20 protein-coding genes are annotated in these 23,688 nt (G+C 69.9%); 3 read left to right on the top strand and 17 right to left on the bottom strand.

What is annotated here, in order from left to right; genetic code table 11:
- Positions 1-70: 70 nt before the first annotated feature.
- Positions 71-1,885 (bottom strand): CotH kinase family protein, encoded by a 1,815-nt coding sequence (locus K8638_RS12055; protein ID WP_223754628.1) that lies wholly within the window; start codon positions 1,883-1,885, stop codon positions 71-73.
- A 297-nt stretch (positions 1,886-2,182) separates the two neighbouring features.
- Between K8638_RS12055 and K8638_RS12050 the strand changes: the two genes are divergently transcribed.
- Positions 2,183-2,653, top strand: a complete 471-nt coding sequence (locus K8638_RS12050; protein WP_223754627.1) for a DUF2892 domain-containing protein — start codon at positions 2,183-2,185, stop codon at positions 2,651-2,653.
- A gap of 38 nt (positions 2,654-2,691) precedes the next feature.
- On the opposite strand, the gene K8638_RS12045 is transcribed toward K8638_RS12050, so the two are convergent.
- Entirely contained in the window at positions 2,692-6,243 is a 3,552-nt protein-coding gene (locus tag K8638_RS12045) for a tolB protein precursor protein (RefSeq protein WP_223754626.1), read from the bottom strand.
- Between the two features lie 197 nt (positions 6,244-6,440).
- Between K8638_RS12045 and K8638_RS12040 the strand changes: the two genes are divergently transcribed.
- Positions 6,441-7,895 carry an LVIVD repeat-containing protein gene (locus K8638_RS12040; protein WP_223754625.1) on the top strand — a complete coding sequence of 485 codons (1,455 nt, stop codon included), beginning with the start codon at positions 6,441-6,443 and terminating at the stop codon, positions 7,893-7,895.
- 32 nt (positions 7,896-7,927) lie between these two features.
- Here K8638_RS12040 and K8638_RS12035 read toward each other — a convergent pair whose 3' ends face one another.
- A complete protein-coding gene (locus K8638_RS12035; protein WP_223754624.1) occupies positions 7,928-8,383 on the bottom strand; it encodes a hypothetical protein in 456 nt (151 codons plus the stop codon).
- Between the two features lie 1,247 nt (positions 8,384-9,630).
- On the opposite strand from K8638_RS12035, the gene K8638_RS12030 reads away from it, so the two are divergent.
- Positions 9,631-10,305, top strand: a complete 675-nt coding sequence (locus tag K8638_RS12030) for a 4'-phosphopantetheinyl transferase superfamily protein (protein WP_223754623.1) — start codon at positions 9,631-9,633, stop codon at positions 10,303-10,305.
- A 16-nt stretch (positions 10,306-10,321) separates the two neighbouring features.
- Here the strand turns inward: K8638_RS12030 and K8638_RS12025 are convergent, their stop codons facing one another.
- From K8638_RS12025 to K8638_RS11960, 14 genes are all read right to left on the bottom strand, one after another.
- Positions 10,322-11,080, bottom strand: a complete 759-nt coding sequence (locus tag K8638_RS12025) for a cyclase family protein (RefSeq protein ID WP_223754622.1) — start codon at positions 11,078-11,080, stop codon at positions 10,322-10,324.
- Positions 11,081-11,096: 16 nt separating this feature from the next.
- The gene (locus K8638_RS12020) at positions 11,097-12,335 is read right to left on the bottom strand and encodes an NAD(P)/FAD-dependent oxidoreductase (RefSeq protein ID WP_223754621.1); all 1,239 of its coding nucleotides are present in this window, start codon (positions 12,333-12,335) and stop codon (positions 11,097-11,099) included.
- On the bottom strand, positions 12,332-12,799 hold the full coding sequence (locus K8638_RS12015; RefSeq protein ID WP_223754620.1) for a hypothetical protein: 468 nt from the start codon (positions 12,797-12,799) through the stop codon (positions 12,332-12,334). The genes K8638_RS12020 and K8638_RS12015 overlap by 4 nt, the downstream gene beginning before the upstream one ends.
- Complete coding sequence (locus tag K8638_RS12010) at positions 12,796-13,224, bottom strand: SRPBCC family protein (RefSeq protein WP_223754619.1); 429 nt, start codon at positions 13,222-13,224, stop codon at positions 12,796-12,798. The genes K8638_RS12015 and K8638_RS12010 overlap by 4 nt, the downstream gene beginning before the upstream one ends.
- 11 nt (positions 13,225-13,235) lie before the next feature.
- Positions 13,236-14,243 carry an acetylserotonin O-methyltransferase gene (locus K8638_RS12005; RefSeq protein WP_223754618.1) on the bottom strand — a complete coding sequence of 336 codons (1,008 nt, stop codon included), beginning with the start codon at positions 14,241-14,243 and terminating at the stop codon, positions 13,236-13,238.
- On the bottom strand, positions 14,230-15,417 hold the full coding sequence (locus K8638_RS12000) for a beta-ketoacyl synthase N-terminal-like domain-containing protein (RefSeq protein ID WP_223754617.1): 1,188 nt from the start codon (positions 15,415-15,417) through the stop codon (positions 14,230-14,232). The genes K8638_RS12005 and K8638_RS12000 overlap by 14 nt, the downstream gene beginning before the upstream one ends.
- A complete protein-coding gene (locus K8638_RS11995) occupies positions 15,414-16,682 on the bottom strand; it encodes a beta-ketoacyl synthase (protein WP_223754616.1) in 1,269 nt (422 codons plus the stop codon). The genes K8638_RS12000 and K8638_RS11995 overlap by 4 nt, the downstream gene beginning before the upstream one ends.
- Positions 16,679-17,140, bottom strand: coding sequence for a hypothetical protein (locus K8638_RS11990; RefSeq protein ID WP_223754615.1), 462 nt, complete (start codon positions 17,138-17,140; stop codon positions 16,679-16,681). Before K8638_RS11990 ends, K8638_RS11995 begins: the two co-directional genes overlap by 4 nt.
- Positions 17,137-17,859 (bottom strand): phosphopantetheine-binding protein, encoded by a 723-nt coding sequence (locus K8638_RS11985; protein ID WP_223754614.1) that lies wholly within the window; start codon positions 17,857-17,859, stop codon positions 17,137-17,139. Before K8638_RS11985 ends, K8638_RS11990 begins: the two co-directional genes overlap by 4 nt.
- 15 nt (positions 17,860-17,874) lie before the next feature.
- Positions 17,875-19,281 carry a coproporphyrinogen-III oxidase family protein gene (locus K8638_RS11980; RefSeq protein WP_223754613.1) on the bottom strand — a complete coding sequence of 469 codons (1,407 nt, stop codon included), beginning with the start codon at positions 19,279-19,281 and terminating at the stop codon, positions 17,875-17,877.
- A 38-nt stretch (positions 19,282-19,319) separates the two neighbouring features.
- Positions 19,320-19,739 (bottom strand): SRPBCC family protein, encoded by a 420-nt coding sequence (locus tag K8638_RS11975; RefSeq protein ID WP_223754612.1) that lies wholly within the window; start codon positions 19,737-19,739, stop codon positions 19,320-19,322.
- Positions 19,740-19,955: 216 nt separating this feature from the next.
- Positions 19,956-21,599 carry a hypothetical protein gene (locus K8638_RS11970; RefSeq protein ID WP_223754611.1) on the bottom strand — a complete coding sequence of 548 codons (1,644 nt, stop codon included), beginning with the start codon at positions 21,597-21,599 and terminating at the stop codon, positions 19,956-19,958.
- The gene (locus K8638_RS11965; protein WP_223754610.1) at positions 21,596-22,378 is read right to left on the bottom strand and encodes an outer membrane lipoprotein-sorting protein; all 783 of its coding nucleotides are present in this window, start codon (positions 22,376-22,378) and stop codon (positions 21,596-21,598) included. Before K8638_RS11965 ends, K8638_RS11970 begins: the two co-directional genes overlap by 4 nt.
- Positions 22,379-22,384: 6 nt before the next feature.
- A complete protein-coding gene (locus K8638_RS11960; protein WP_223754609.1) occupies positions 22,385-23,686 on the bottom strand; it encodes an FtsX-like permease family protein in 1,302 nt (433 codons plus the stop codon).
- Positions 23,687-23,688: the final 2 nt, after the last annotated feature.

The following is a 23,688-nucleotide window of genomic DNA, read 5'->3' as shown; positions in this document are numbered from 1 at the left end:
AGTTAACATGCCACCCGCCGTGTCGCATGGTCCGCAGTCTACCCGGCCCCGCGCCGCGGGAGGCCCGGCTTCACTTCACCTCCCACCCCTTCGTCCCGCGCTCGTAGCGCTTGCCCGCGGGCAGCTCGCCGTAGAAGAGCAGGTCCTTCACGCCCACCACGGACTTGCCGTCGAACAGGCCAAGCTCCCCCCTGGCGGGGAGCTGGATGCCCAGCTCCGCGGCGCGCAGGCGCACCCGCTCGCCCGGGGCCACCGTCACGTCCGGCAGCACCGCGCCCACGGGGTTGCTCACCTGCGTTGGCGCATGGTCGCTGTGCGCCAGGCTCACCCGCAGGTTGGTGGTCAGCACCATGCCCTTCAGCGACACCGCCGCCGACGTCCGGTTGCCCACCTCCACCCAGCCCTCGCGCGGGTCGAACGCCTCGAACACGAGCGCCGGCTTCTTCGCCGCGTGACGCTCCAGCTCCGCCAGGATGAAGGCGCGGCGCTCCTTCACGAACCGCTTCATGTAGTCGCGGCCCGCCTTGAAGCGCTCGTAGCTCATGTACGGGTCAGCGCGCATGTGCGGGTCGATGAGCGCGTGCAATTTGTCGATGTACGCGTCCATCTCCGTGCTCTTGAAGAGCTCGTCCAGCGCCTTGTCCAGCCGCGCCTCCAGCCGCTCGCGCAGCACGGGGTTCATCAGCACGCGCGTGCCGAGGTTGGAGAACACCGGCAGGTAGCCCGGGTAGGCCGGCTCGCTCTTGCGCTGCAGGTACATCTTCTCCACCCACGCATCCGTCAGGGTGAAGTTGAACAGCGGGTGCCGCATGTTGCTGCTGCTCGTCCGCATGTCCTCCACGGCGATGGGGTACCACCAGCGTGCGTCCACGTTGTTCAGGTCCCACGCGACATAGGACCACTTCGCCGCCGCCCGGTCGTAGATGAAGTAGCTCTCCGAGTCCTCCACGAAGTTGTTGGACATCAGCACGTCCAGCACCATGGAGCGCAGGTAGTGCTCGAGCTGGAGGTTCTTCTCCAGCGCGGCGGCGAGCTGCGGCTCGGGCGTGTGGTTGATGATGCCCAGCATCTCCCAGAGCTTGTCGTCCGGCTGCGTCTCGTTGGTCTTCTTCAGCCACCGGCCCTGGTAGGGCACCTTCCACGTCTTGAACTCGCAGTCCTTCCAGCCGCAGCGGTAGATGGTCGCGTCGCCGTCCGCGAAGTCGTGCGCCTTGAGGAAGGACTTGTTCACCTGCTCGATGTCCAGGAACACGCCCTGGTAGGCGCCATTCACCTGGAGCCGCACGAACTTCGCCTTCGACGCCGGCACGCGCATGGCCTCCAGCAGGTCATAGGAGAGCTTCTCCGCCAGCATCGTGGCGTCCGCGTACTCGGCCACGAGGTTGAGCGAGGTGCGGCCCTCGAAGCGCACTCCGTCCTCGAAGCTCACGTTCCAGCTCTTCTTCGGGAAGGAGCGCGCGGAGGCGCCGCGCAGCCGGACCTTCACCCGGTAGGTCATCCCGTTCGCCTTGAAGAGCGCGTCCTGCTCGGGCGTCCACACGTCCGCCTCGAACCTCCTCATCGCCTCCTCGGGGATGACGAGCGCGTATTCCTGCACGGAGGTCTGCACGGGCGGCAGCTTGAAGGCCAGCAGCGGCTCCGGTACCGGCGGCGGAGGAGGTGGCGGAGGAGGAGGTGGCGGCGGTTCCTCCGTGCCCCCGTCGGGCCGGGAACCCGAGTCGGGCAGCGGGTTCGTTTCGTCCGGCGGCACCCCGCTATCGGGCGTCGTCTGCGGAGCCTCGTTGCCCGGGGGGCCCGGCACACCGGTGGGCGGGCCCTCCGTCCCGGCCCCACAGGCCGTCAGACACAGCAGGGAAAGGCAGAGCAGCAGTCGTGTGTGATTCATCCCGCCCGCGGTGAGCAAGGGGCATGCCCCACGGGTTGGAGGGCCCACGCGGGTGGAGAGTGGACACCCCGGGCCCCGGCGCGGCCGCCGCCGTACCCGCGAAGGGAAACGGATTACCCAGGGTGGGGCCGCCTGCTCGCCCCGGACGGCAGGGCAGGGTGCCCGTGCTCGCCTTGAATGGAGCAGGCGTCCGGGCGGGGCGGCCCTGGCTTCTTCCCCTCGCGCGGTGCACGGCCCGGAGCGTCAGTCCTAGCTTCACGGGGAAGCAGGGAGTGCCGTGTCAGGGGAGACAGCCGCATGGAGACCTGGAACCAGACGTCCTCGGATTCCGTTCGCAGCCATACGCCGCTGCTGGTGAACCGGCGCATCGACGAGCACGTGGAGGCCTGCGTGCGGTGCATGGCGGAGAGGGCCGACCGGGCGGAGATGAGCCGCTACCTCCAGCGTCTGGAGCGAGAGTGGGACATCAACCGGGCCCTCTCCGTGGGGGCCTCGGTGGCCTCGGCGCTCGGCCTGCTGCTGGGCCGGCGGGACGGCGGCGGCTGGCGCGTGCTCAGCGCGGTGGCCACCGGCCTGCTCCTCCAGCAGGGGCTGTTCGGCTATGGGCCCATGGCCGAGCTGCTGCGCGTGCTGGGCGTGCGCACGCGCCGGGAAATCGACCTGGAGAAGTTCGCCATCAAGGCGCTGCGCGGCGACTTTGAGCGCATCCCCAATGACGGGGGGCCGCTGGCCAGGGCCAACGCCGCCCTCGTCGCCGCGCAGTCCTGAAGGCGGGCGCACCTCGCGTCCCGCCTCCCGGTGTCTCCTCAGTGCCGCGGCCCGGTGTATCCGCCGCCGAGCGCCGGCATCAGCGCCGGTGACTGGGGCGTGGGCGCGGCGCCGCTCTTCTTCCCGGTGTTGGCCTGGTCGAAGAAGCCGTTGAGGCCGGCGATGCCCAGCGAGAAGTTCGTCACCCAGCCCGGGTCCGGCTTGCCGGCCTCCGCGCCGATGTCGATGGGCCTCGCGAAGTGCAGCCGCATCAGCAGGGGCCCCAGCGCCACGTTGACGCCGAAGGCGGCGTCCAGCACGCGGTGGTCCCAGAAGTCCTGACTGTTCTCTCCCACGGCGCCCAGGTCCAGGCCCGCCACCGCCTCCAGGTCGCTGAGGAAGGCCACCCGGACGATGTCGTTGAGCGGAAGCTGCAGCTCCAGCGTGGAGTAGGCGAAGTGGCGGCCCAGCAGCCACCGCTCGTCTCCGAAATTCACTCCGCGCAGCGTGTCGAACGAGGACAGGAAGTAGGAGCGCGCGTACCGGCCCCCCAGCGTGGTGCCCGTGCCGCCGCGCAGGAAGATGTGAGAGCGGCCGTAGATGGGGAAGTAGCGCTCGGCGTCCAGGCGGATGTTGCTGTACGTCTCGCCCTCGAACGGCTGCACGCCCACCGTCATCTCCAGCAGCGCGGAGCTGCCCGCCAGCGGGCCGGTGGCGTAGTGGTACTTCAGGCTGTCGTAGCCAACCTGCCCGCTGACCTCCGTCTGGAAGCGGATGTCCCCGTTCTGCGCGTTCCACACGGACAGGAGCTCCGCGCCGGCCTCGTTGCGCTCCGGGAAGAACAGGTAGAACTCGGTGGGGTCGTCCAGGAAGTACTTCGTCCCGCCGAGGCTGAGGTCACCTTGCAGGTAGAAGAAGGTGCTCAGCGGGTAGCGCACGCTGCCCAGCACGCCGAAGTACCGCTCGCCCGACGTGAAGAACGTGTTCGAGCCCACCTCCAGGTCCTCGAAGGTGCGGTCCACCCGGAAGCGCAGCGACTGGAAGGGACCGCCGCCCCACGTCACCCGGCTCTGGTCGTTGATGTACAGCAGGTAGCCGTCCGTCAGGTCGAAGCTGCCGTACACCGACAGGGTGAGCAGGAACTGGTGGTCCCTCATGCGGTCGCTGGCCGCCGCGAAGAGCTGGCCCACGAAGCCGCCGCCGCCCGCGCCCGCGAAGCCGAAGATGGGACCGAGCTCGATGTTCTGCTTCGTGAAGGGCTCGTAGACCTGCGCGTCCGTCAGCGGCCGCACCGCCAGCGGGCCCGGCGGCTCGGGCGCGGGCTCCGTCGGCACGTCCACCGCCAGCATGCGCGGCGGCCGCAGCACCGCGGGCCTCCGCTCGCCGGACGTGTGGAACAGCATCCACAGGCTGCCCTCGGGGCCGGGGCCCGGCTCGAAGACGCCCGTCGTCAGGTCCGTGCGCCGGACGATGCGGCCGTCCGTCAGCAGCTCGTGCAGGTCCGAGCTGCTGTTGTTGAAGGCCGTGAAGAACACCCGGCCGTCCGGCAGTGCCACCGGGTCCGCGTGGTCCCGGTCCTCGCTGGTGATGCGCTCCACCTGGCGGGGCGCGTCCAGCCGCACCCGGAAGAGGTTGTACTTGCGGTGCGACGTGGCGTCCGACGAGAAGACGATGCCGGCCGGCCCCCACGTCACGTGCCGCTCGGCGAACACGTCGTCGGTGAGCCGCAGGGGCTGGGTGTCCGGGCCCGCCTGCGTGTCGATGGCGTACACGTCCCGCAGGCCCGCGTCGTTGATGCCGATGAAGGCCACCCACCGTCCGTCCGGAGAGAAGGCCGGCGAGTACGCCGCCAGCAGGTCGTGCTTGTCGACGCGGTACGCCACGCGGCGGCCCAGGCCCAGCCTCACCGTGGTGCCCACCTCCCGGTCGATGCCGGTGCGGATGGGCGTGCGGCGCACCAGCACGTCCGTCGCGCGCTTCTCCACCACGTGCTCGTAGTCCTGGACGTAGATGACGTCGCGCCCGACCGTCTCCGCGATGAAGGCCAGCTTGTTCCCCGTCAACGCGAAGCTGCGCCCGGAGATGGGGTGCAGCGACTCCACGCCCGGCACGCCGTCACCCGCCACCCGCACCGTCTTTTCCGGCGCCCGCGGGTCCATCATGTACAGCCGGCTCTCGCCCGTCTCCGGGACAATCGTGCGCAGCGCCAGCACGTGCCCGTCCGGCGAGCTGGTCATGGCGGTGACGTAGCCGGGTCCCTTGTCCAGTAAATCCATCACCGGCTCCGCCTGCTCCGAGCCCAGGTACGTCTTGTAGGCCCGGCGCTTCAGCCAGTTCTCGAACCGCTCCGCCAGCCGCTTCGGGTCGTCCCCCGTCAGCCGCTCCAGCAGTTCCTCGAACTTCAGCGACGGCGAGTCGCGAGAGCCGCCCACCAGCCGGGGCGACTCCTCCAGCACGCGCTGGGTGAAGCCCTTGCCGTACTCCTCCTCCAGGAACGTCACGCGCACCTGGCCCACCTTGTAGATCCACAGGTAGCCGTATGGCCCGGGCGAGAAGAAGTCGAGGAACGCATAGCCCCGGTACAGGTCCGGGTTCACCAGCAGGTCCCTCACCAGCATCTCCGCCTCGGGGTCCATGCCGCGCTTGGCGTAGAACTCGGCCGCGCCTTCGATGAACCACAGGGGAATGGCCTGGAGCGGATCTCCGAACACCTTCGCCTGCTCGGCCACGGTGCGCACCTTCTGGATGGTGAACTGGTGCGCCAGTTCGTGGGTGCTGATCTCCTCGAAGAGCCGGTGGTCACCCAGGTACGGCAGCGTCAGCTTCAGGTCCTCTCCCGTGCTGGTGAGGCCCAGCGTGCCCTCGGACACCTGGAAGAGGTTGGTTTGCAGGAACTCCTGGTAGCTGCTGTAGAGGATGTACGGGAACGTCTGCGTGGGGACGTAGTGGAACTGGTCCACGAGGTAGCGGTACGCCTCTTCGATGAGGGGCGCGGCCCGCTCGGCCACCACGCGCTCACGCTCGTAGAAGTAGAAGCGCACGCCGCCCGTCTTCGCCCCCAGCGTCTTCGCGTAGGTGTAGTTGAAGCCGCCGTCGGGTCCGCCCGGGCCCGAAATCGCCAGCGCGCCGCCGTCGGCCAGGCCGCCGTCCGCCGCGCCCGTGGCGACCCCGGTGCCGCCGTCCTCGCCTCCCGGGGTGCCCGCCAGTCCGCTGGGAGGTACGCCGCCGTCCGCCGCCTCCACCACCAGCGGGGGCGGAGGGTTGCTGGTGGGCGGAATTCCCACCAGGGCTTCGGGGGCGGCAGGGCCTTCCGTCTCCTCGCTGGGGCCGGAGGGCTGCTGGTTCGTATCACCCGTCTCCGGGGACGTGGTGGGGGCATCCGGATTGGCGCCTCCCTGCGTCCCAGGCGGCTGGTCGTGCGCCGTCCTGTCCGGCGGCGGGGCCAGGCCCTCCGCGGCCGGGCCCACGAGGATGTCCACGTGCCGCCACTGGAACTCGTAGCTGTTCACCGGTGATTTTCCGGGACGTCTCGGCACGACGTAGAACTGGGCGAGCGCCAGCCCGGGCACGAGCAGGGCCAGGATGGCGGCTGCGATGGGGCGGAGGTTCACAGGGGGGCACCTCTTCGAGAGGGAAACAGGCGGGGTGGCGGCAACCTGAGAGGCTCCCTCTCAGGGGCTTGGGTATACAAGGGCCTGGATTATTTCTTTCCGTTTACTTGCCCGACGTCGGGAGTCTCACCCGCGCCGGCCCGGGCGGGAAATGGGGGGTTCATCGGGTGCTGGCGCCCAATGATATGGATGGGGGCATGAGACGCCTTCTTGCACTCTCCTCCACCCTGTTCCTCACCCTGGGCTGCGGCAAGGATGATACCTCCGGACCCAAGGCCGAGTGTCAGCTCGAAGCCATCGACCTGTCAGCCTGTCAGCGTTCCACCCTCGCCGCCGTGCAACCCGAGGGGGTGTGGCACCTCAACGTTCTGCTGAACGACAACAGCGGCTCCGCCAGCTCCATGAAGCTGTCGTCGAGCGAGGCCAGCGGGGCGACGTTGCTCGGCTTCAGCGTGACGGAGCGCCAGGTCTCGGCGGACACCTTCTTCATGGCCAGCGACCTGACGGACGCGGATGGATACCCCTTGCGCTTCGTCGTCGCGGGGTGCTCGGCCAAGAGCCCGACGGAGATGGCGGGGGTCTTCCGTCGCTGCCGTGACGGGGCCATGGACCTGCGGGGCACCTTCGAGGCGGTGCGGGTAACGCGCCGGGCCGGTGAGGAGGAGTCCTCCAAGGTGGAGCTCGCCGGAGAGGTGGCGCTGCCTCGCGGCTCCGCCACGGAGCTGGCGGTGGCGGGGGGCCGGGCCTATGTCACCGCCGGCAGCGAGGGCCTCTTCATCTTCGACGTGAGCAACCCCACCCAGCCGAAGAGAGCGGGAGAGGGAGTCAAGCCCTCCAACGACTTCTTCTCGGACGTGCTGGTCCACGGCCAGACGCTCTACGTGGCCACCCGAAACAGCGGCATCGCGGTGTTCGACCTGACGGACCCGCTGGTGCCCGCGCGCGTCCGCTCCATCCCGGAGCAGGCCGTGGAGGTCACCGGGCTGGCCATCGACGGCAACCTGCTGCTCGCGGCGTCGCCGTCCCCGAACGCGGAGGTGCTCATCTACGACATCACCCAGCCCACCGCGCCGAAGCTCGTCACTCGCTACACCATCAAGAGCAGCGCTCCCGCGCTGGGCGAGCGTCCCCTGGACGTGACGGCCCTGAACGGGCGGATGTACATCAGCCACTGGACCTTCGGGCTGGCGGTGGTGGACCTCGCCAAGCCGTCGGCGCCCGAGTTCCTGGGGCGGTTCGGGAGCGCCACCTCTCGCAGCACGGCGGTGGGCGTGGTGGGCAACCGGACGCTGGCCTTCGACGCGGGCGAGGACTGGGGCGCGCACCTGAGCGTGCTGAACGTGACGGCGCCCAACGTCGGCGTGGACCAGGTGGGCGAGTTCCGGATGCGGCCGGAGGTGTCCATCCGCTCGGTGGCGCTGTCGGGCACGAAGCTGTACGTGGCCTACTACCAGGACGGCCTGCGGGTGCTGGACGTCTCCGTGCCCGGCGCGCCCCAGCAGGTGGGCTACTTCAACACGTGGCGTGAGTTGGACCCGGGACGCGGCCTCACCTTCTTCGACGGGCTGAACAACGTCCGCGTGCCGGGCGACGGCTACATCTACGCGACGGACACGTATCGCGGGCTGATGGTCTTCCGCGAGACGGAGTAGACCGCCGGGCGACGCGGGGGCGACGCCGTTCTTCACGGGTTGAGGAGGACGTTGCCGGTGCCCTCGCGCGCCAGGTTGGCCTCGCGGGTGAGCCTCAGCTCCAGCCCCGCATCCTGGAGGGCGACACGGGCGCCGTAGATGTCGCGGTTGTTGGCGGCATCCCGGGCGTAGCCGATGAGGGCGCGGGCGCGCTCCGCGTGGACGACGACGCTGCCCTGGCCGTCCCGGGCGGCGCTGGCGCGCACGTTGGAGAAGGCGCGGTCCGCGAGGCTGAGCGCGTTGTCCACGTCCAGCTCGCCGGTTTCGAGGGCCGTGTCCGCCGCGAGCATCCACTGTCCGGCGGTCTGGATCTGGGTGAGGCGCTGCTGGCGGCCCCGCTCCACGTCGACGGCGCGCTGCCCGAAGGTGTCCACGTGCTGCTCCACGGCCCGGTCGTGCAGGGCGCGCTCCTTGTCGCGCGCCTCGAGCTCGGCCTCGAGTCCCTGCACGCGCTCACGGAGCTCGGCCAGCTCCTGCTGGGTGGGAGCGGGCTGCGTGGCTCCGGTGCCGGCTTCGCCCGTGGCATCCTGCTCTGGCGCTCCGCCCAGGCCCGGTTCCGCGCCCGCTGCGCCCGCGCCACCAGTCGCATCCTGGCCCGGAGCTCCAGCCGCACCTGTGGCTCCCGCGCCGCCAGCCGTACCTGCGTCCCCGGTCGCGCCCTGGCCCGTTGCCCCAGTCGTACCCGCGTCCCCTGCGCCCCCGGTCGCGCCCTGTCCCGTTGCCCCAGTCGTACCTGCGTCCCCTGCGCCCCCGGTTGCGTCCTGGCCTGTTGCCCCAGTTGTAGCCGCTGCGCCCGTGCCATCAGTCGCATCCTGGCCTGTTGCCCCAGTTGTACCCGCTGCGCCCGTGCCCCCGGTTGCGTTCTGGCCCGATGCTCCAGTCGCACCCGCTGCGCCCGTGCCCCCGGTTGCGTCCTGGCCCGATGCTCCAGTCGCACCCGCTGCGCCCGTGCCCCCGGTGATATCCTGGCCCGTTGCCCCAGTCGTACCCGTTGCGCTCGTGCCGCCAGTCGGGGCCTGACCCGGTGCTCCCACCGTACCCGCCGCTCCCGCGCCACCGGTCGCATCCTGGTCCGTCGTGCCCGTGGCCGCTCCGGCCTGGGTGCCTGTCGCCGGGGGCGTCGCGCCAGTTCCGGTGGCGCCGGGCTGTGTTTCCTCCGCACCGGGCGAGGTCTCGGCCGCCGCGGCCTCCTGCGCCGCCTCCTCCTGCCTCAGTTCCTCCAGCGGTGAAGGGATGGGTTGGTACACCTCGGACGCTTGTTGTCTGGAGACCTCTCCCGTGGTGACAGGGGCAGAGCCATCAGGGAGGGCCGGCCCCAGGATGATGGGCGGCGCCCCTCCAGAGAGCGGCTGCTGGAAGACGTAGCCGGGAGGAGGCCGCGCGCCTTCCGCATCCTCGACCGCCTGCTCATAGGCATCTTCCAGCGCTTCCGCGGCGGGGTCGCGGATGGTCGGGTCCTGCGGAGTCGGCACGGGCGTCTCGTCCTGCGTCTGACCCAGGCTCAATCCAGCAACGAGTGCAATCCACAGACGGCGCATGCCTGAAAGGTGCCCACCAGGGAACATCCAGACACCACACCGGGCGGCGCTCCGCCCGTCGGGCCGCCGGCTCACCCGCCCGCCAGGCGCAACCCGAAGGCAACGAGGAGGGCGGACCGTCACTTGAGTGAAGTGCGCGCATCCTCAAGGAGCCGTCCGTGTCCGTCTTCGAGATCGACTTTGAAGGGACGCTGCCCGCCGGAGAGTGCATCTGCCTCCACCTCACGCGCGACGCGGCCTCGCGACCCGCGGAGTTGTTGCACGCCCTGCCCCCCGAGGAGCAGACCATCGCCAGCACCCTGTCGCCCATACGCCTCACCTCATTCGCGAGCGGACGCATCGCGCTGCGCCTCGCCTTGCGACGCCTGGGCGTGGACGCGCCCTGTCTGGCCATCTCCCAGATGGGCGCGCCAGCACTGCCTCCCCACGTCGTGGGGTCCATCAGCCATAAGGGGCTCCATGCCGTGGGGCTCGCCGCAAGGGATGAAGGATTCCACGTGGGAGTGGACCTCGAGCTGCCGCGCCCTCGACGCACCGACATCTCCAGCGTCGTCCTCACCCCCGGGGAGCGCCACCACCTGGAACGGCTCGCGCCCGAGGACCGCTCGCGCTCCGTCCTGCTCCACTTCTCCCTCAAGGAAGCGCTGTACAAGGCGCTCTCTCCCCGGGTGCAACGCTATGTGGACTTCCAGGAAGTCTCCGTGGAGCCCCTGCCCGATGGAACGGCTCGCTTCACGCTGGCGCTGGCGGCGGGGGAGGGCCCCTTCGAGACCATCGGCTGGTGGCGGCTCCAGGCGGGCTTCCTGCTGACCATGGCCAGGGCCGGCGGATGAACGCGGCCACCTTCCGTCACGAGGGCACCATGGCCACGACCCGGCTCCAGCCGGCGCCCGCTCGCCGGAGCTTCACCGGGAAGCACGCGACCTGGAAGCCATGCGTCACCGGAACGGCGCCCAGGTTGGCGAGCCGCTCAATCTGGCAATACTCCCGCTCGCGCCCGTAGACATGCGCGGGCCAGAGCGTCCTGGCATCCCCCGTGCGCTGGTAGTCCTCCAGCATCCGCGCGAACGGCGGGTCGAAGCCAAAGCTGTCGACTCCGATGACCTTGATTCCCTGCTCGACGAGCCAGGACGTCGCTTCGCGGCTGACGCCACGGAAGTCGGTGAAGTACCGGCCGGAGCCCCAGAGCCGGTCTGCCCCGGTCCGCAGCAGGACGATGTCGAGCGGCGCGAGCGTGTAGCCGATGCGGCCGAGCTGCGCCTCCAGCTCCGCGCGGGTGACGGGGCCGTCCTCGACGCCCCCGACGCAGTCCAGGACCACTCCCGGCCCGAAGAACCATTCGAGCGGCAGCTCCTCGATGGTCCTCGCACGGCGGCCCTCGCACAGGGGGCCATAGTGCGCCGGTGCATCCACATGCGTGCCGGAATGGCTCGTCAGCCGGACGTACTCCAGGGACAGGCCCAGCCCATCCGGAAAGGCCCTCCGGTCTATTCCCGCGGGCCTGCCGAGGATGTCCGCTCCCCGCGCATGGTCGACGTAGTCGATTTCCACGGGGGCCGGCTCGGACTCGGTGAACTCCAGGGTGACGCTGAGGTCGATCAGGTCCATCGAAGCACCCGGAGGTTCAGACCTCGGAGAAGGCCTTCCGCGACGCCGCGGAGAGCGCGTCCGTGCGATTCGCCGCGCCCGGCAGCGCGCCCGCGCCCGCCAGCGCTCCCAGCAGCAGCCGCGAGGTACTCCACGGGAGGTGCGGGTCGGCGCCCGCCACGGCCAGCGCAGACAGGGACGAGGCATCGAGCCAGTCCCGAGGCTCCTGCTCACGCCGCCGGACCAGCACCCGCAGCCGCGCTTCGTACTCCGCGTACAGCGACTCGGGGCGCCCCCCGCCCTCCAGGAGCCGCGACACCAGCCCGGCCGCGAGCTCCGCTCCGTCCATGGCCAGGGAGACACCTCCGGAGAAGAAGGGGTCACAGAAGAAGGCGGCCTCGCCGACAAGCACGTAGCCCTCACCGGCCGCGCGTGTGCTCTCGAAGGCCTGGTTCATCACGGGCAGGAAGGGGAGGACCTGCCGCGAACGCTCCACCGCGGCCCTCAGCGCGCCCCACTGGAGCACGGCTCCCAGGAAGACGGACTCATGCGACTCGCCGAACGAAGCCGCCGCCCGCTCCCCCAGCACGGCCACGACGCTCACTCGGCCACCCGGCATCCGGGCCACGAGGATGTAGCCCCCCTCGATGAGGGCGAGGGTCATCGGCGCCGCTTCGGTGAGCGCCTCCATCGCCGCTCCCTGGAAGTGGGAGAAGACGGCCCGGCGGGGGTCCAGCTTCCGGAGCGGCTGTCTCAGTCCGAGCGCATGTCCCAGCAGGGCGCTCTTCCCGCTCGCATCCACCACCACGCGTGCCTGGAGCTTGATGGCACGGCCCTCCGACTCATAGCGCACCCCGACGACCCGGCCCTCCTCCAGCAGCGGAGCCCTCACCTCGGAGCAGGTCCGCAGTGCCGCGCCCCGTGAGCGCGCCGCCTCTCGCAGGAGCGCATCGAAGCCGGTGCGGTTCAGGCTCCTGCCCTGGAGGTCCTCCGTCCGGCCGGGGTCCACCCGCAGCTCGCAGCTCGCTCCGGTCGCGACGGAGAGCAGGCGCACGGGCGGTGGCGGCTCGAGCACCTGCTCCACCTGTGCCTCCACGCCCAGCCGGCACAGCAACTCGCGCCGCAGGCCGTAGCTCGTCTCCGGAAGGTGGGGCGCCTCGCCGTGTGCACGCTCCAGCAGGAGCACGTCCCGCCCTTCCGCCGCCAGCAGGTTGGCCACCGTGGCTCCCGCGGCGCCCGCGCCAATGACAATCACCTCATGGCTCTTTCCGCTCATGCGCCCTCTGCTCGTGTCAGGTGTTGACGGCCGACGCTCTCCAGGAGCGAGCGCAGGCGCGCCTCCAGTGCCTCGTGGAAGGACCGGGTCCGTGACTGGAACTGCTCCTCCGGCTCGCCGTCCCTCCCGGCGAGGACGAACTCCCGCTCGGCGGTGATGAGGCACCTGGCCCTGCCGGCGCTGGCGAACCGCCAGGCGCCCCGGTGCAGCCGCAGCATGGGAGGCGGCACGGGGTTGAAGAACTCGATGTCCGTTCCCCTCCGCAGCCGGATGATTCGGATGCGCTCCAGGCGTCCTTCCCGCTCGACCACCATGTCCGCTTCCTGGAGGACCGTGTCGTCATAGCGGACGGAGACCTCCTGGATGGCGGGCCAGCCCTGGCGAAGGCTGTCGAGCTTCCAGAATCGCTCGCACGCCTCCGCCGCGGTGCCGGCGACGGCGAGCGAGACGCTGAGCTTCATCATGAGTGCCCCTCCAGCGTCTTCCGGAAGAGCTCCAGGTTGGCCTTCAGGTGGCCGCGCAGCCGGGAGGCCAGTGCCTCCCGGGAGGTGGCCGGGTCGCTCGGCTCGAACCACCGCTCCGCCTTCACGCGGGTGGCTCCGGGCTCCTCATCGAATGTCCACACGCCCACCATGCGCTGGAAGCCGGGTGGGGGCTGGGGCTGGAACAGGGCAATCCGATGGGGTGGCTCGCAGAAGCGGATGCCCCGCACGGTCTCCGGCCCCGCCGGCCTGGACACCGTCATGAGGAACTCCTGGTGCCGCCCGTCGTCGTAGAGCACCTGGACGTCGAGCACGTCCGGCAGGATGGCCTTCCATCCGGCGAGGTCGGCGAAGGCCCCGTACACCCGCCGCACGTCCCCCTGAATCCGTATCGACTCTTCCAACATGTTTCCGTCTCTCATGTGGGCACGGCCTCGATGAGGCAGGTCATGGGTTGCAGGGGCCGCACCGAGCTCAGCCGGAAGCCCGCGCGGGCCAGCAGCGCGACGAACTCCGCTTCGGTCCGCTCCTTGCCCCCCGTCAGCGTGAGCATGTTGAGGTCCGTCATCCGCGCGAGGTCGGGCTCGTGCTCCGAGGACAGCATCATCTCCACGAGCAGCAGGCGCCCCGAGGGGACCATGGCGCGCCGGCAGTTGCGGAGGATGTGCTCGGCCCGCGTGTTGTCCCAGTCGTGGAGGATGTTCGACAACACGTACAGGTCGCCCCCGCCGGGGACCGCCGAGAAGAAGTCGCCGCCGACCTTCTCGCAGCGCCCGGCCACGCCCGCCTGGCGGAGGACGTCTCCCGCGGACCCGACGACCTGTGGCTGGTCGAAGAGCACGCCACGGGCCTTGGGGGCCTGCCGCAGGATGCTCGCCAGCAGGTGCCCGTGTCCTCCCCCGACATCGACGATGGTGCCGTACCCGGAGAAGTCATACGCCTGGGGGACCTGGGCGTAGAGGAACCCGGCGAGCCCCGTCATCGCCGAGTCGAAGAGGCGCGCCCGCTCCGGCCGGGTCTGGAGGTACTCGAAGAGTCCCATGCCATGGACCTGGTCGAAGGCGGTCTCCCCGGTGCGCAGCGCCGGCAGCAGGTTGCACCACGAGCGCTGGAACTCCCCGCCCCAGAGCAGGGCCCAGCTCGCCAGCGCTCCCGGCGCGCCGGTGCGCAGGCAGCGCCCCAGCCCGGTCAGCCGGAAGCGCGCCGGGTGAGGCTCCTCCAGCAGCTTCAGCTTCACCAGCGCGCGGAGGACCCTGTTGAGTGGCTCCTCCCGCACCTCGCTCCGGCGCGCCAGCTCGGCTCCGTCGCAGGTGCCTCCCGCGCGCTCCAGGGTGTCGATGACGCCCAGCTTCACCGCCGCGTAGATGGACTGCGAAGCCCACTGCGCCGCCACCACCTTCAGCAATTCCAGCTCAGGCACGGGCATCCACGCCTCCCGAAACCGTCATCCGCACCGAGCGCCGCGAGGGCTTGCCCAGCAGGATGGAGACACCCCGTCCCTCGCTGTCCCGGCCATTGACGAGCACCTTGCGCAGCCGCGCGGGCCAGGCGGTGCCCACCACGGGCTGGAAGGGGTGATAGGCCGACGCCTCTTCCCATGCGGCCGAGGAGGGGAGGAGGGCCTGGCGCTCCAGACACAGGCAGGCGCTCGCCACGTCCATCGCCATGCTCGCGGCGACGGTGTCCCCGTACAGCGTCCTCGGCGAGGTGACGCGGAGGCTGGAGCGGCCTCCGAAGAGTTCCCGGAGCGCCGCCTGCTCCTCCGTCTCCGACGGCGGGCCGGCGACCAGGACGGCATCGACTCCGGCCGGTGCCACGCCGGCTGCATCCAGGCAGGCCCGCATGGACTCGTGGAGGCTGGCGGCCTGGCCCACTCCCAGCACCTCCGCGTACTCCCGCGCTCCCCTCGCTCGCGCCTGCGCCTGCTTCTCCATCACCAGGAACGCGGCGCCCTCGCCGAGGGGCTCACCATCGCCACCGCCGGCCTGGAGGTAGGCATTGAGGACCAGCGGGGTGAGCGGCGCCTCGGCGCCACCCGCGAGCACGGCCTCCAGGCGCCCCGCTTCGAGGCACCGGGCGGCTTGGATGACGGCCACGCCCGCGCTCACTCGGTCCGCCGACACCGTCTTGCTGTAGCCGCGAATCCCGAGCTGGATGGAGACCTCCCCCTGCGCGGCCGCGGGGAACCAGGCGGTGGCGACGTAGGAGTTGATGCTCTCCATCCCTCGCGAGTACAGGCCGTACATCATCGGCTCGACGAAGGCCCACCCACCCAGCGAGTTGCCAATCACCATGCCCAGCGTCTCGCGCGACAGCTCCGCGGCGGACAGCCGCGCATCCCGCAGCGCGCCCCGCACGGCGGCCATCGCGAGCAGGGTGAAGCGGTCCAGCTTCTTCGCCTGACGGCGGGAGACTCCCGGCTCGAAGCCCTGCTCCTCCACCCGCGAGACGGGAAGCCCGGAGTCTCCGGTGCCGAAGACGTCGTGGACCCTGAACAGCGGCTGTCCGTGCGACAGGGTGTTCCAGTAGGACTCGGGGTTGCAGCCGGCGGGCGTGGCCAGCCCCAGCCCCGTGATGACACAGCGGTTCCGCGCGCTCATGGGCTCGCCTCCCCGGAATAGCGTTGGACGACCAGGCTCGAGTGGATTCCGGAGAAGCCACTGCTCGTCTTCAGCACCCGCCGCACGGCGTGCTGCCGCGGCTCGTGGGCCACCACGTCCAGCCGGCAGCGGCTGTCCTTGCGGTGGAGGTTGAGCGTGGGCGGGATGGTGCCCTCCCGGATGGACAGCACCGACGAGATGACCTCGATGCTGTTCGACGCGGAGAGGGGATGGCCGATCTGCGACTTGTTCGAGGTGACCGGGAGCGTCTCCGCCCGTGGGCCGAAGAGGCTCCAGTAGGCGTTGGCCTCGGCCACGTCATTCTGCGGCGTGGAGGAACCGTGGGCGTTGATCATGTCGATGTCCCCTGGCGTCAGCCCCGCGTCCGCGAGGGCCAGTTCGGCGGACCTCGCGATGCGGGCACCGTCCTCGGGGATGTCCGTCATGTGATGGCAGTTGTTGACGCTGCCGTAACCGACGAGCTCGGCGAGGATGGGAGCGCCCCGGCCCACGGCGTGCTCGAGCGACTCCAGCACCAGCACGCCCGCGCCCTCCGCGAGGACGAAGCCGTCGCGCTCGACGTCGAAGGGCCGGCTCGCTCCCGCCGGGTCGTCGTTGCGCAGGGACGTGGCGCCAATCGTCCCGAAGGCCGCCACGACGAGCGGGGTGATGGGGGCCTCGGTCGCTCCGGTGAGGGCGACGTCGGCCTGTCCCGCGCGAATGGCATCCATGGCCATGCCGATGGCGTCCAGCCCACCGGTGCAGCCCGTGGGGACGGTGACGCAGGCCCCCTGGAAGCCGTGCTCCTTCGCCAGGGAGGACGCCACGGTGTTGAAGTGGAAGGTGCGCAGCAGCGCGGAGCTTCTCACCGGCTCCCGGAGCGGCTCGAGTGGCTTCGTGCCTCCCCGGCTCTGCTGGACGAAGGCTCGTTCCATGGAGCCAATCTGGGCAATGGCCGTCGCGAGGAAGACGGCCCGGCGCGAGCCCTCCGCGGGCGTGCGCGCCAGGGGCAGGGCCGCATTCCGCACGGCCTCCCGGGCGGCGGCCCGTGCCAGCATCAGGCCGCGGTCCCCCGGCCCCGGAGGCGTCGGGAAGTCCTGGACGATGCCGGCAATCCGGCTGCGGCCGGCGGGAACGGCGAACTCGGTGATGGGCCTGATGCCCGACCTGCCCGCCAGGCTGTTGCTCCAGTACTCGGGGACGGAGTGTCCCAGGGGATTGAGGGTCCCCATGCCCGTGATGACGACGCGGGTCTGTCTCTTCATCGAACACCTGCCAGGCGTGGCTGGGCTGAAGGTTGATGGGACTCCACGAGCCGCTTGAGGGTGCGCAGCTCGTCGTCGAGCTGCCCGAGCTGCCGGGTCACCCGCTGCGCGTCCCACTTCGACGGCAGCCTCAGGTGGAAGCGGACCATCGTCCCTTCCCCCTGCGCGTAGAGGTCGAGGGTGGCGGTCTCCCGGGCACCGCGGATGATGCTGACAATCTCGAGCTGGTGGGTGTCCTCGGACTGGTACTCGTGAATCCACGTGGTCGCGGGGCCCATCAGCGTCTCGACGGCGTAGCCGTGGCCCTGGAGCTCGCCGACGTGGAGGAAGAAGCGGGTCCAGCGTGGCAGGTTGGACACCTCCCGCAGGAAGCCGGCGACCTCCGCCGGCCCACGCTCGATGCGGATGCCGCGCACGTAGGTGCTGAACCGCCCGGTTCGATGGGACTTCGTGCTCATGCGCACCTCCGCTGGGACTCCAGGTGGCTCTTCCACAGGGAGAGCGCGAGCCGCGCATGCTCCAGGAGCACGTCCCGCACCTGCTCCTCGACGGGCACGCCGGTGTGGGGGAAGAGCTCTCGCGCGACGCCGGGGTTCAGCCGCCAGCGGTGGAAGGTGTGCACCTCGGTGGAGCCGTCGGCGCGCTCCTCGAAGCGCCAGCCCCCCGAGTGGTGGCGGAGGTAGGGCGGGGGCTGGGGCTGGAAGAAGTCGATACGCGCCGCTCCATCGCAGTCGCGCACCGAGCGGACCTCCAGCGGGCTCGTCTTCGAGGCGACGCGCATGGTGAACTCCTGGTAGCGCCCGTCGTCGTAGAGCACGTTGACCCCGAGCACGTGGGGCAGGTGCCGCGGCCAGTCCTCCAGCCGGAAGAGGGCTTCATAGACGTCACCACGAGGGCGCTGGATGACCGCGCGCGCCTCGCAGGAGTACTCCCGCTCCGGGTCATCCTCCTTGGGGGCGAGCTTCTCCAGCCAGCCGATGAGGTCCCGGAGGGTGGAGGTCTTGCGCAGCTCGCGCTCCGGAAGCTGGATGCGATAGCGCTGGTCGAGCGCGGCCCGCAGCTCCACGATTTCCTGCGAGTCGAGCCCGAGGTCCGCTTCGAGCCGGGAGTCCAGCGAGAGAGCGCCCGTGTCGATGTCCAGCTCCCGCAACGCGTTGACGATGTTCTGGTAGTGCATGTGGTTCCCCCTCATTCAGTCGAGCCCCAGCCACTTCCGGCGGTCCGAGGCGGCGATCTGCACCATCACGGTGTTCATGGACCAGTTGCGCTCGGACAGGGCCCCCTCGTCCTTCCAGTACGCGGGGTTCATGAACTCGAGCAGCACGTTGGCGCGCCACTCCTTGCCCAGCCCGGTCAGCTCCATCCGGTCCGGGTGCAGCTCCACCAGTCCCTTGTGCTTCAGCCTGTGCGCGATGTCGGAGAAGTCCTCCATGAACGCGGTGCCGAAGTTCTTCCGGTAGTGGGCGAAGTCGATGTGGAAGAACTCGAGCGAGAAGATGACGTAGCGCTCGCGGCGGCCCCGCTCGCCCATCTTCTCGGAGATGGTGGAGAGGAGGTGCTCGCCCTTCTCCACGGCCTTGATGTAGCCCGCGACGTCCTTGTCGGTGCCGACGCGATAGCCATTGATGTAGCTATAGGCGCCCGGGCCGATGGCGAGCGCATCCTTGTCCGCCTCGCGCCAGGACCAGAGCATGTACTCGCTCTCGAAGCCGGGCTGCGCGAAGTGGTCGAACATGTACTCGCGGTAGCCGAGCTCGGCGGCGACGCGGCTCGCCTCGCGCCGCATCTCCAGCACCTCCGGAGAGTCGGGGTCTCTCACGGGAGGCAGCCGCCCCGACTTGATCATCTGCTCCTGCGCCGTGCCCTCGTGGATGCGGTACAGGTAGACGGTGAAGTGCTTCACATCGAGCTGCTTGAGCGTCTCGAGGTCGCGCTTCCACTCGGTGATGGTGTGGAGCGGCATGTTGTACATGAGGTCCAGCGAGATGTTCTTGAAGCCTCGCTTCTGGAGCCCCTGGATGACGGTGATGCTCTCCTGGGCGGCGTGGGGAGAGCCGACGATGCGCAGCACCTTCTCGTCGAAGGACTGGACGCCGAGGCTCACGCGGTTGATGCGGGAGCTGGCGACGTAGTCCAGCTTGTCCTCGGTGAAGTCGCGCGCGTTCCCCTCCAGGGTGATGCCGCAGCCGGGCGTGAGGGGAAAGCTCTCCGCGATGGCGTCCACCAGCCGCTTCAGGCTGGAGGTCTTCAGGATGGAGCCGGTGCCGCCGCCGATGTAGACGGCGCGCGCGCGGCCGTCGCGCCAGCGCGGGTAGCTGCCCCAGCGCCGGATGTCGGCGATGAGCGCGTTGAGGTAGCGCTCCTCCTCGCCCTCCTTGTCCTCCGGGGAGAGCACGCGGACGAAGTAGGGGCAGGCCTTGCAGCGCACCCGGCAGAACGGCACCGAGACGTAGACGACGTAGTCGCCCGCGGACTCATCGAGCGCCAGCCGCTCGCAGAACGCGGAGCCCTCCGGGTTGCTCCACATGGCGGGCGGGTAGAGGAAGAAGGGCAGACGGCACTTGTTGGGATACGGAGGTCCCTGGATGGTGTCTTGCATGAATGTCCTGAAGGGGTGTGGGAGGCGGAGGTCCGCGGCTACGGCTGCTCGGCGAGACGGGCGAGCGCCTTGACGCTCAGCGGGAGTCCCGTGGCGACCTTCTTGCCGAAGCCGTCCACGTAGAGCTCCGCGAGGGGCCCATCGATGACGACCCGGTGGGTGATGCGCGTCTTGCCACCGCGGCCCCGGGTCAGCGTGTGCTCGAACCGCATCACGGCCTGGGGCAGGGTGGTCTCGTCGCTGAAGCGCTCGTTCTCGACGGCCTCGGTCAGATGGATGCCGACAGGCTCGCCGCCGAGGGGCTTCATCCGTCCCCGGGTGCCCTGGGTGAAGGGGCCCTCCAGCTTCACCCACTCGACGCCATGGTCCCAGCGGGGCCAGGTGGAGACATCGCTGTACAGCCGCCACACGTCACTGCTCTTCGCCTTCGTCTCCTCGGAGTGCTCAAAGGACCACATCGTTCGTCGTTTCCTTTCGCGGTTGGGCGCGACGGAGGTGCTCCGTGGCGCCCAGAGGCAGGGCCCGCGAATGGCCGATGTGAAGAGCGGGATGACGGCGGGGAGGGACGCTCCGCCGGGGGACACGCGGGCAGCCGGGCCCACGCGCCCGAAACGCGAAGGGCCGCGTCCCCGTGAAGGAGACGCGGCCCTTGGACGCGGAGACCCGTGCCTGTGTCAGAGGCTGATGCGCAGGCCGGCACCCAGCTCGAAGGTGGGTGCGGCCACGGTCATCGCGGGGATTCTCTCCGTCGGGCTGAGGGGGATTTCCGGTGTCGAGAAGCCGAGCCGGAACTCTCCGCCCATGCGGCCATAGTGAACGGCGCCGTACGCCTCCACGGTGAGGTACGTGAGTGCCCGGTGCGTCATGTTGAGCCGGCTCACGAAGGACCGGTCGGACAGGTTGCCCAGCGTGAAGAGGTTGAAGGACGTGCGCTCCAGCGAGCCGGGCCGGTCCAGGAAGACGTACGCGGCGCCGTAGTGGCGGCCCGTGTAGAGCGGTTGGAGGGCGCCCTGGCTGAGCAGGTACGGGTAGCCGAAGGAGCTCGTGTAGCCCGTGGAGTTGTAGAAGTACTCCACGCCCACGATGGCGATGTCGTTCTCGCCGTACCCGAAGCTGTAGTTCGCGCCGGCCGTCGCCTGGGGCGTGAGGCCCGCGGGGATGTACGACTCCACCGGGATGCCGTTCTGGATGTTCTGGAGGATTTCCTCGAACGTGATGCCCTCGGGCAGCCGGTACAGGGGCCGGTCCGTGCCCTCCTTCAAGGCCACCTCGCCATAGACGTCGATGGGGCCCAGGGCGGAGGACAGGTCCAGGCCGAAGCGGGGCTTCCGGCCACGCTGCGCCACGGCGCTGGCGCCGATTTCCGCGGGGCCCACCACCACCTCGCCGCGCAGCGCGCCGCCAATGCGGCTGATGCGGTTGACGGGCTCGCTGCCTCCGGCGCGGGTGTTGCCCCCGTTCGGGTCCGTGATGGCGCCCGCGTCGGTGCCCAGGTCGTCCATCACGGCGATGGCGTAGAAGTTCCAGTTCCGGGCCTCCCAGGGCACGTGCACCTTCAGCATGGACACGCCGGTGCGCAGGTCCACGAAGGCCAGCGGGTCGCGCCGCTGGGGGGACAGGAAGTCGGTGGGGTTCCAGATCTGCCCCGTGCCCCACTTCACGTGCTGCTTGCCCACGGTGAAGAACACCGTGCGCTCGAGGTCGAAGCGCAGCCACGCCTGGTCCAGCAGGACGCGCGGGTTCGCCGGCGCGCCCTCGGCGGGCTCGGAGGTGAGGGTGGGGTCGTAGCTCAGCCGCCCCACCACGTAGCCGCGTATCCGGTCCGTGGGGCGCGCGTCGAAGTAGCCGTCCACCAGCGTGGGCGCGGCGAACGAGGTGTTGCCGAAGGACACCCCCTCGTTCGCCGCCACGCTGGCGCGAAGGTAGAACTGGCCACCAATCTTCAGCGGGTCATCCACGGCCTCGTCGGAGTCGAACGCGCTGCGCGTCGCCGGGCCGGACAGCGCCTCCGAGTCGCGGTCGCTCCCGTCCTTGGAGGCCTCGGTCAACGGAGGCTGCCGCTCCGCGGCTCCAGAGGCGCCGGACGACTCCGTCCCGGGGGCATCACCGCCGAAGAGGGCATCCTCGCTCGGACGGTCCGCCTGCGGCTGGCTCTCGGAGGAGGGCGGAGGAGCCGCCTCGGCGGGCTTCTCCGGCTCACCGCCGAAGAGGGCGTTCTCGTCGGGCCGGTCACCTGACGGGGCGGACTGGCCGAGGGCGGGCGCCCCGGCGAGGGCCGCGGACAGCGCCGCGGCCAGGGTGAGGTTGCGCGGAGTCATCGGCTCTTGCTCTCGAGCCACGCCTTGGTGAAGAGGTTGGCTTCCAGGGCGCGCAGGTCGATGGACTTGATGAGCACGGTGGTGGAGTTCGCCTTCTCCACCTCGTCGTAGAAGCGGATCTCCTCGGGGTACCAGACGTCGGCGCCCTTGGACTCGCTGAAGAGCTTCTTCCAGCGCGGGTAGAGCGCCGTGCGCATCTTCCGGCCGGACAGCGCGTACTCCTCGCGCTTGAGGACGTTGGTCGTGTCCTTGTCCACCCAGAGCTTGATGACGGGGAAGGCCACGTCCATGCCCGGCTTCGCCTTGAGGGTCAGCATGAATGTCGTGTACTTGCCCAGCTTGCCTTCACCCTCGAAGGAGGGGTCGTACTCCTCGGCCAGGCGGGACTCGTCGAAGTCGGCGCGGCGGCTGTCGGTGCCGGCGATGCGCTCGCGCTCCGTGCGCCGCTCCCACTTGCCCACGTTGGGGTCGTAGCTCCAGAGGTTCTTGTCCAGCCGGAGGTAACCCTTGCCGGCCTCCGCCTTCGGACGGCTGAAGAGAATCATCAGCTTGTCGTCCGCGTCGCGCCGGTAGACGAACGCCTCGCGCACGGTGTCCGTCTTGTCCTTCTCCTTCTGCTCCAGATAGACGAGCGCCTTGTAGTCACCGCCGTTGCGCTGCCGGTCGTCGATGGTGGCCAGCAGCTTCACCATCTCGGCCGTTTCCATCGCCAGGGCGGCCGGGGCGGACAGCATGGCCACGGCGAGCACCGCGGCGGACAGCACGTTCTTGAGACCCATGGAGAATCACCCGATGTGGTGCATCGCCGTGACGGGCTTCATCCGCGCGGCGAGGAAGGAGGGAATCAGCGAAATCGCCGTGGTGCAGGCGGTGATGAACAGCATGGCGCCCACCACGGAGCCGGGGTTGACCGCCAGGTTCAGCTTCTCCGACATGATGAACACCGCCACCACCTCCGGGACGGCCACGTCCGCGGCGTTGATGGACAGGCACACCACCAGCCCGAAGAGGGCGCCCGCCAGGGTTCCCAGCAGGCCCAGCGTCAGCGCCTCGAAGACGAACATCGCCAGCACCCGCGTGCGCTGCATGCCGATGGCGCGCAGCGTGCCAATCTCCCGCGTGCGCTCCCGGATGGCGATCCACAGCGTGTTCATGATGCCCACGCAGATGATGACCAGCAGGACGAAGATGAGGACGCCGGTGAGGCCGTTGAGCGCGGTGAGCGTCCAGTTGATGAACGAGATTTCGTCCTCCCAGTTGGTGATGTCCAGCTTCTGGCCCGTCCACCCCTCGCGGTTGACCACCTCGAACTTCATCCAGAACGCGCGGGGGTCGTTGTCCATGACCTCGTGGCCGGCCGCCGCCAGCGTCTGGCGCAGCCGCGCCTGCACCGCCGGCACCTGGGACACGTCCTTCAGGTACAGGTAGATGGCGCCGGTGGTGTCGTCCTTGAGCTGGTAGAGCGAGCGCAGGGTGGAGTTGGGGACGAAGATGTTGAAGTCGCTCATCAGTCCCACGTTGGCGGCGATGGCGGCCACCCGCACGTCCACCGTGTTGTTGGTGCCGCGCATGGTGGGCGCGGAGAGCGTCACGGTGTCACCCACCTTGACCTCCAGCCGCTTCGCCTGCTTCTCGAAGAGCAGCACCGTGTCGGGCTCCTTCAGCCCGTCCAGTGAGCCCTCCTTCATCTGGAGCACCTTGCGGATGCCGGGCTCGGCCTCCACGTCGATGCCGCCCAGGCCCACCTGCGCGGAGGCCACCTCGCTGACCACCTTCACCCAGCCGCGCCCGCGCTGGACGACGTAGTCCAGCTCCGGCACGTCCTTGCGGACCTGCTCGATGATTTTCGGGTAGCCCGTCACCACCGGCGCGGACTGGCCCGCGGTGACCTTGTAGAAGCCGCCCACGTTGACGTGGCCGGTGGCCAGCGTGGTGGCCGAGCGCAGCATCGTGTCCTTCATCCCGGTGGACAGCCCCATCAGGACGACGAGCAGCGCGGTGACGCCGGCAATGGCCCCGCCGAGCAGCAGCGTGCGGCGGCGGTGGGTGCCGAGGTTGCGGAATGCGATGAGGAAGAGCTGGAGCATGA

The sequence above is a fragment of the Myxococcus sp. RHSTA-1-4 genome, assembly GCF_020037125.1.
Taxonomy (GTDB): domain Bacteria; phylum Myxococcota; class Myxococcia; order Myxococcales; family Myxococcaceae; genus Myxococcus.
Note: the sequence above shows the minus strand (reverse complement) of the source record. Positions and strands in the feature narration are given on the sequence as shown.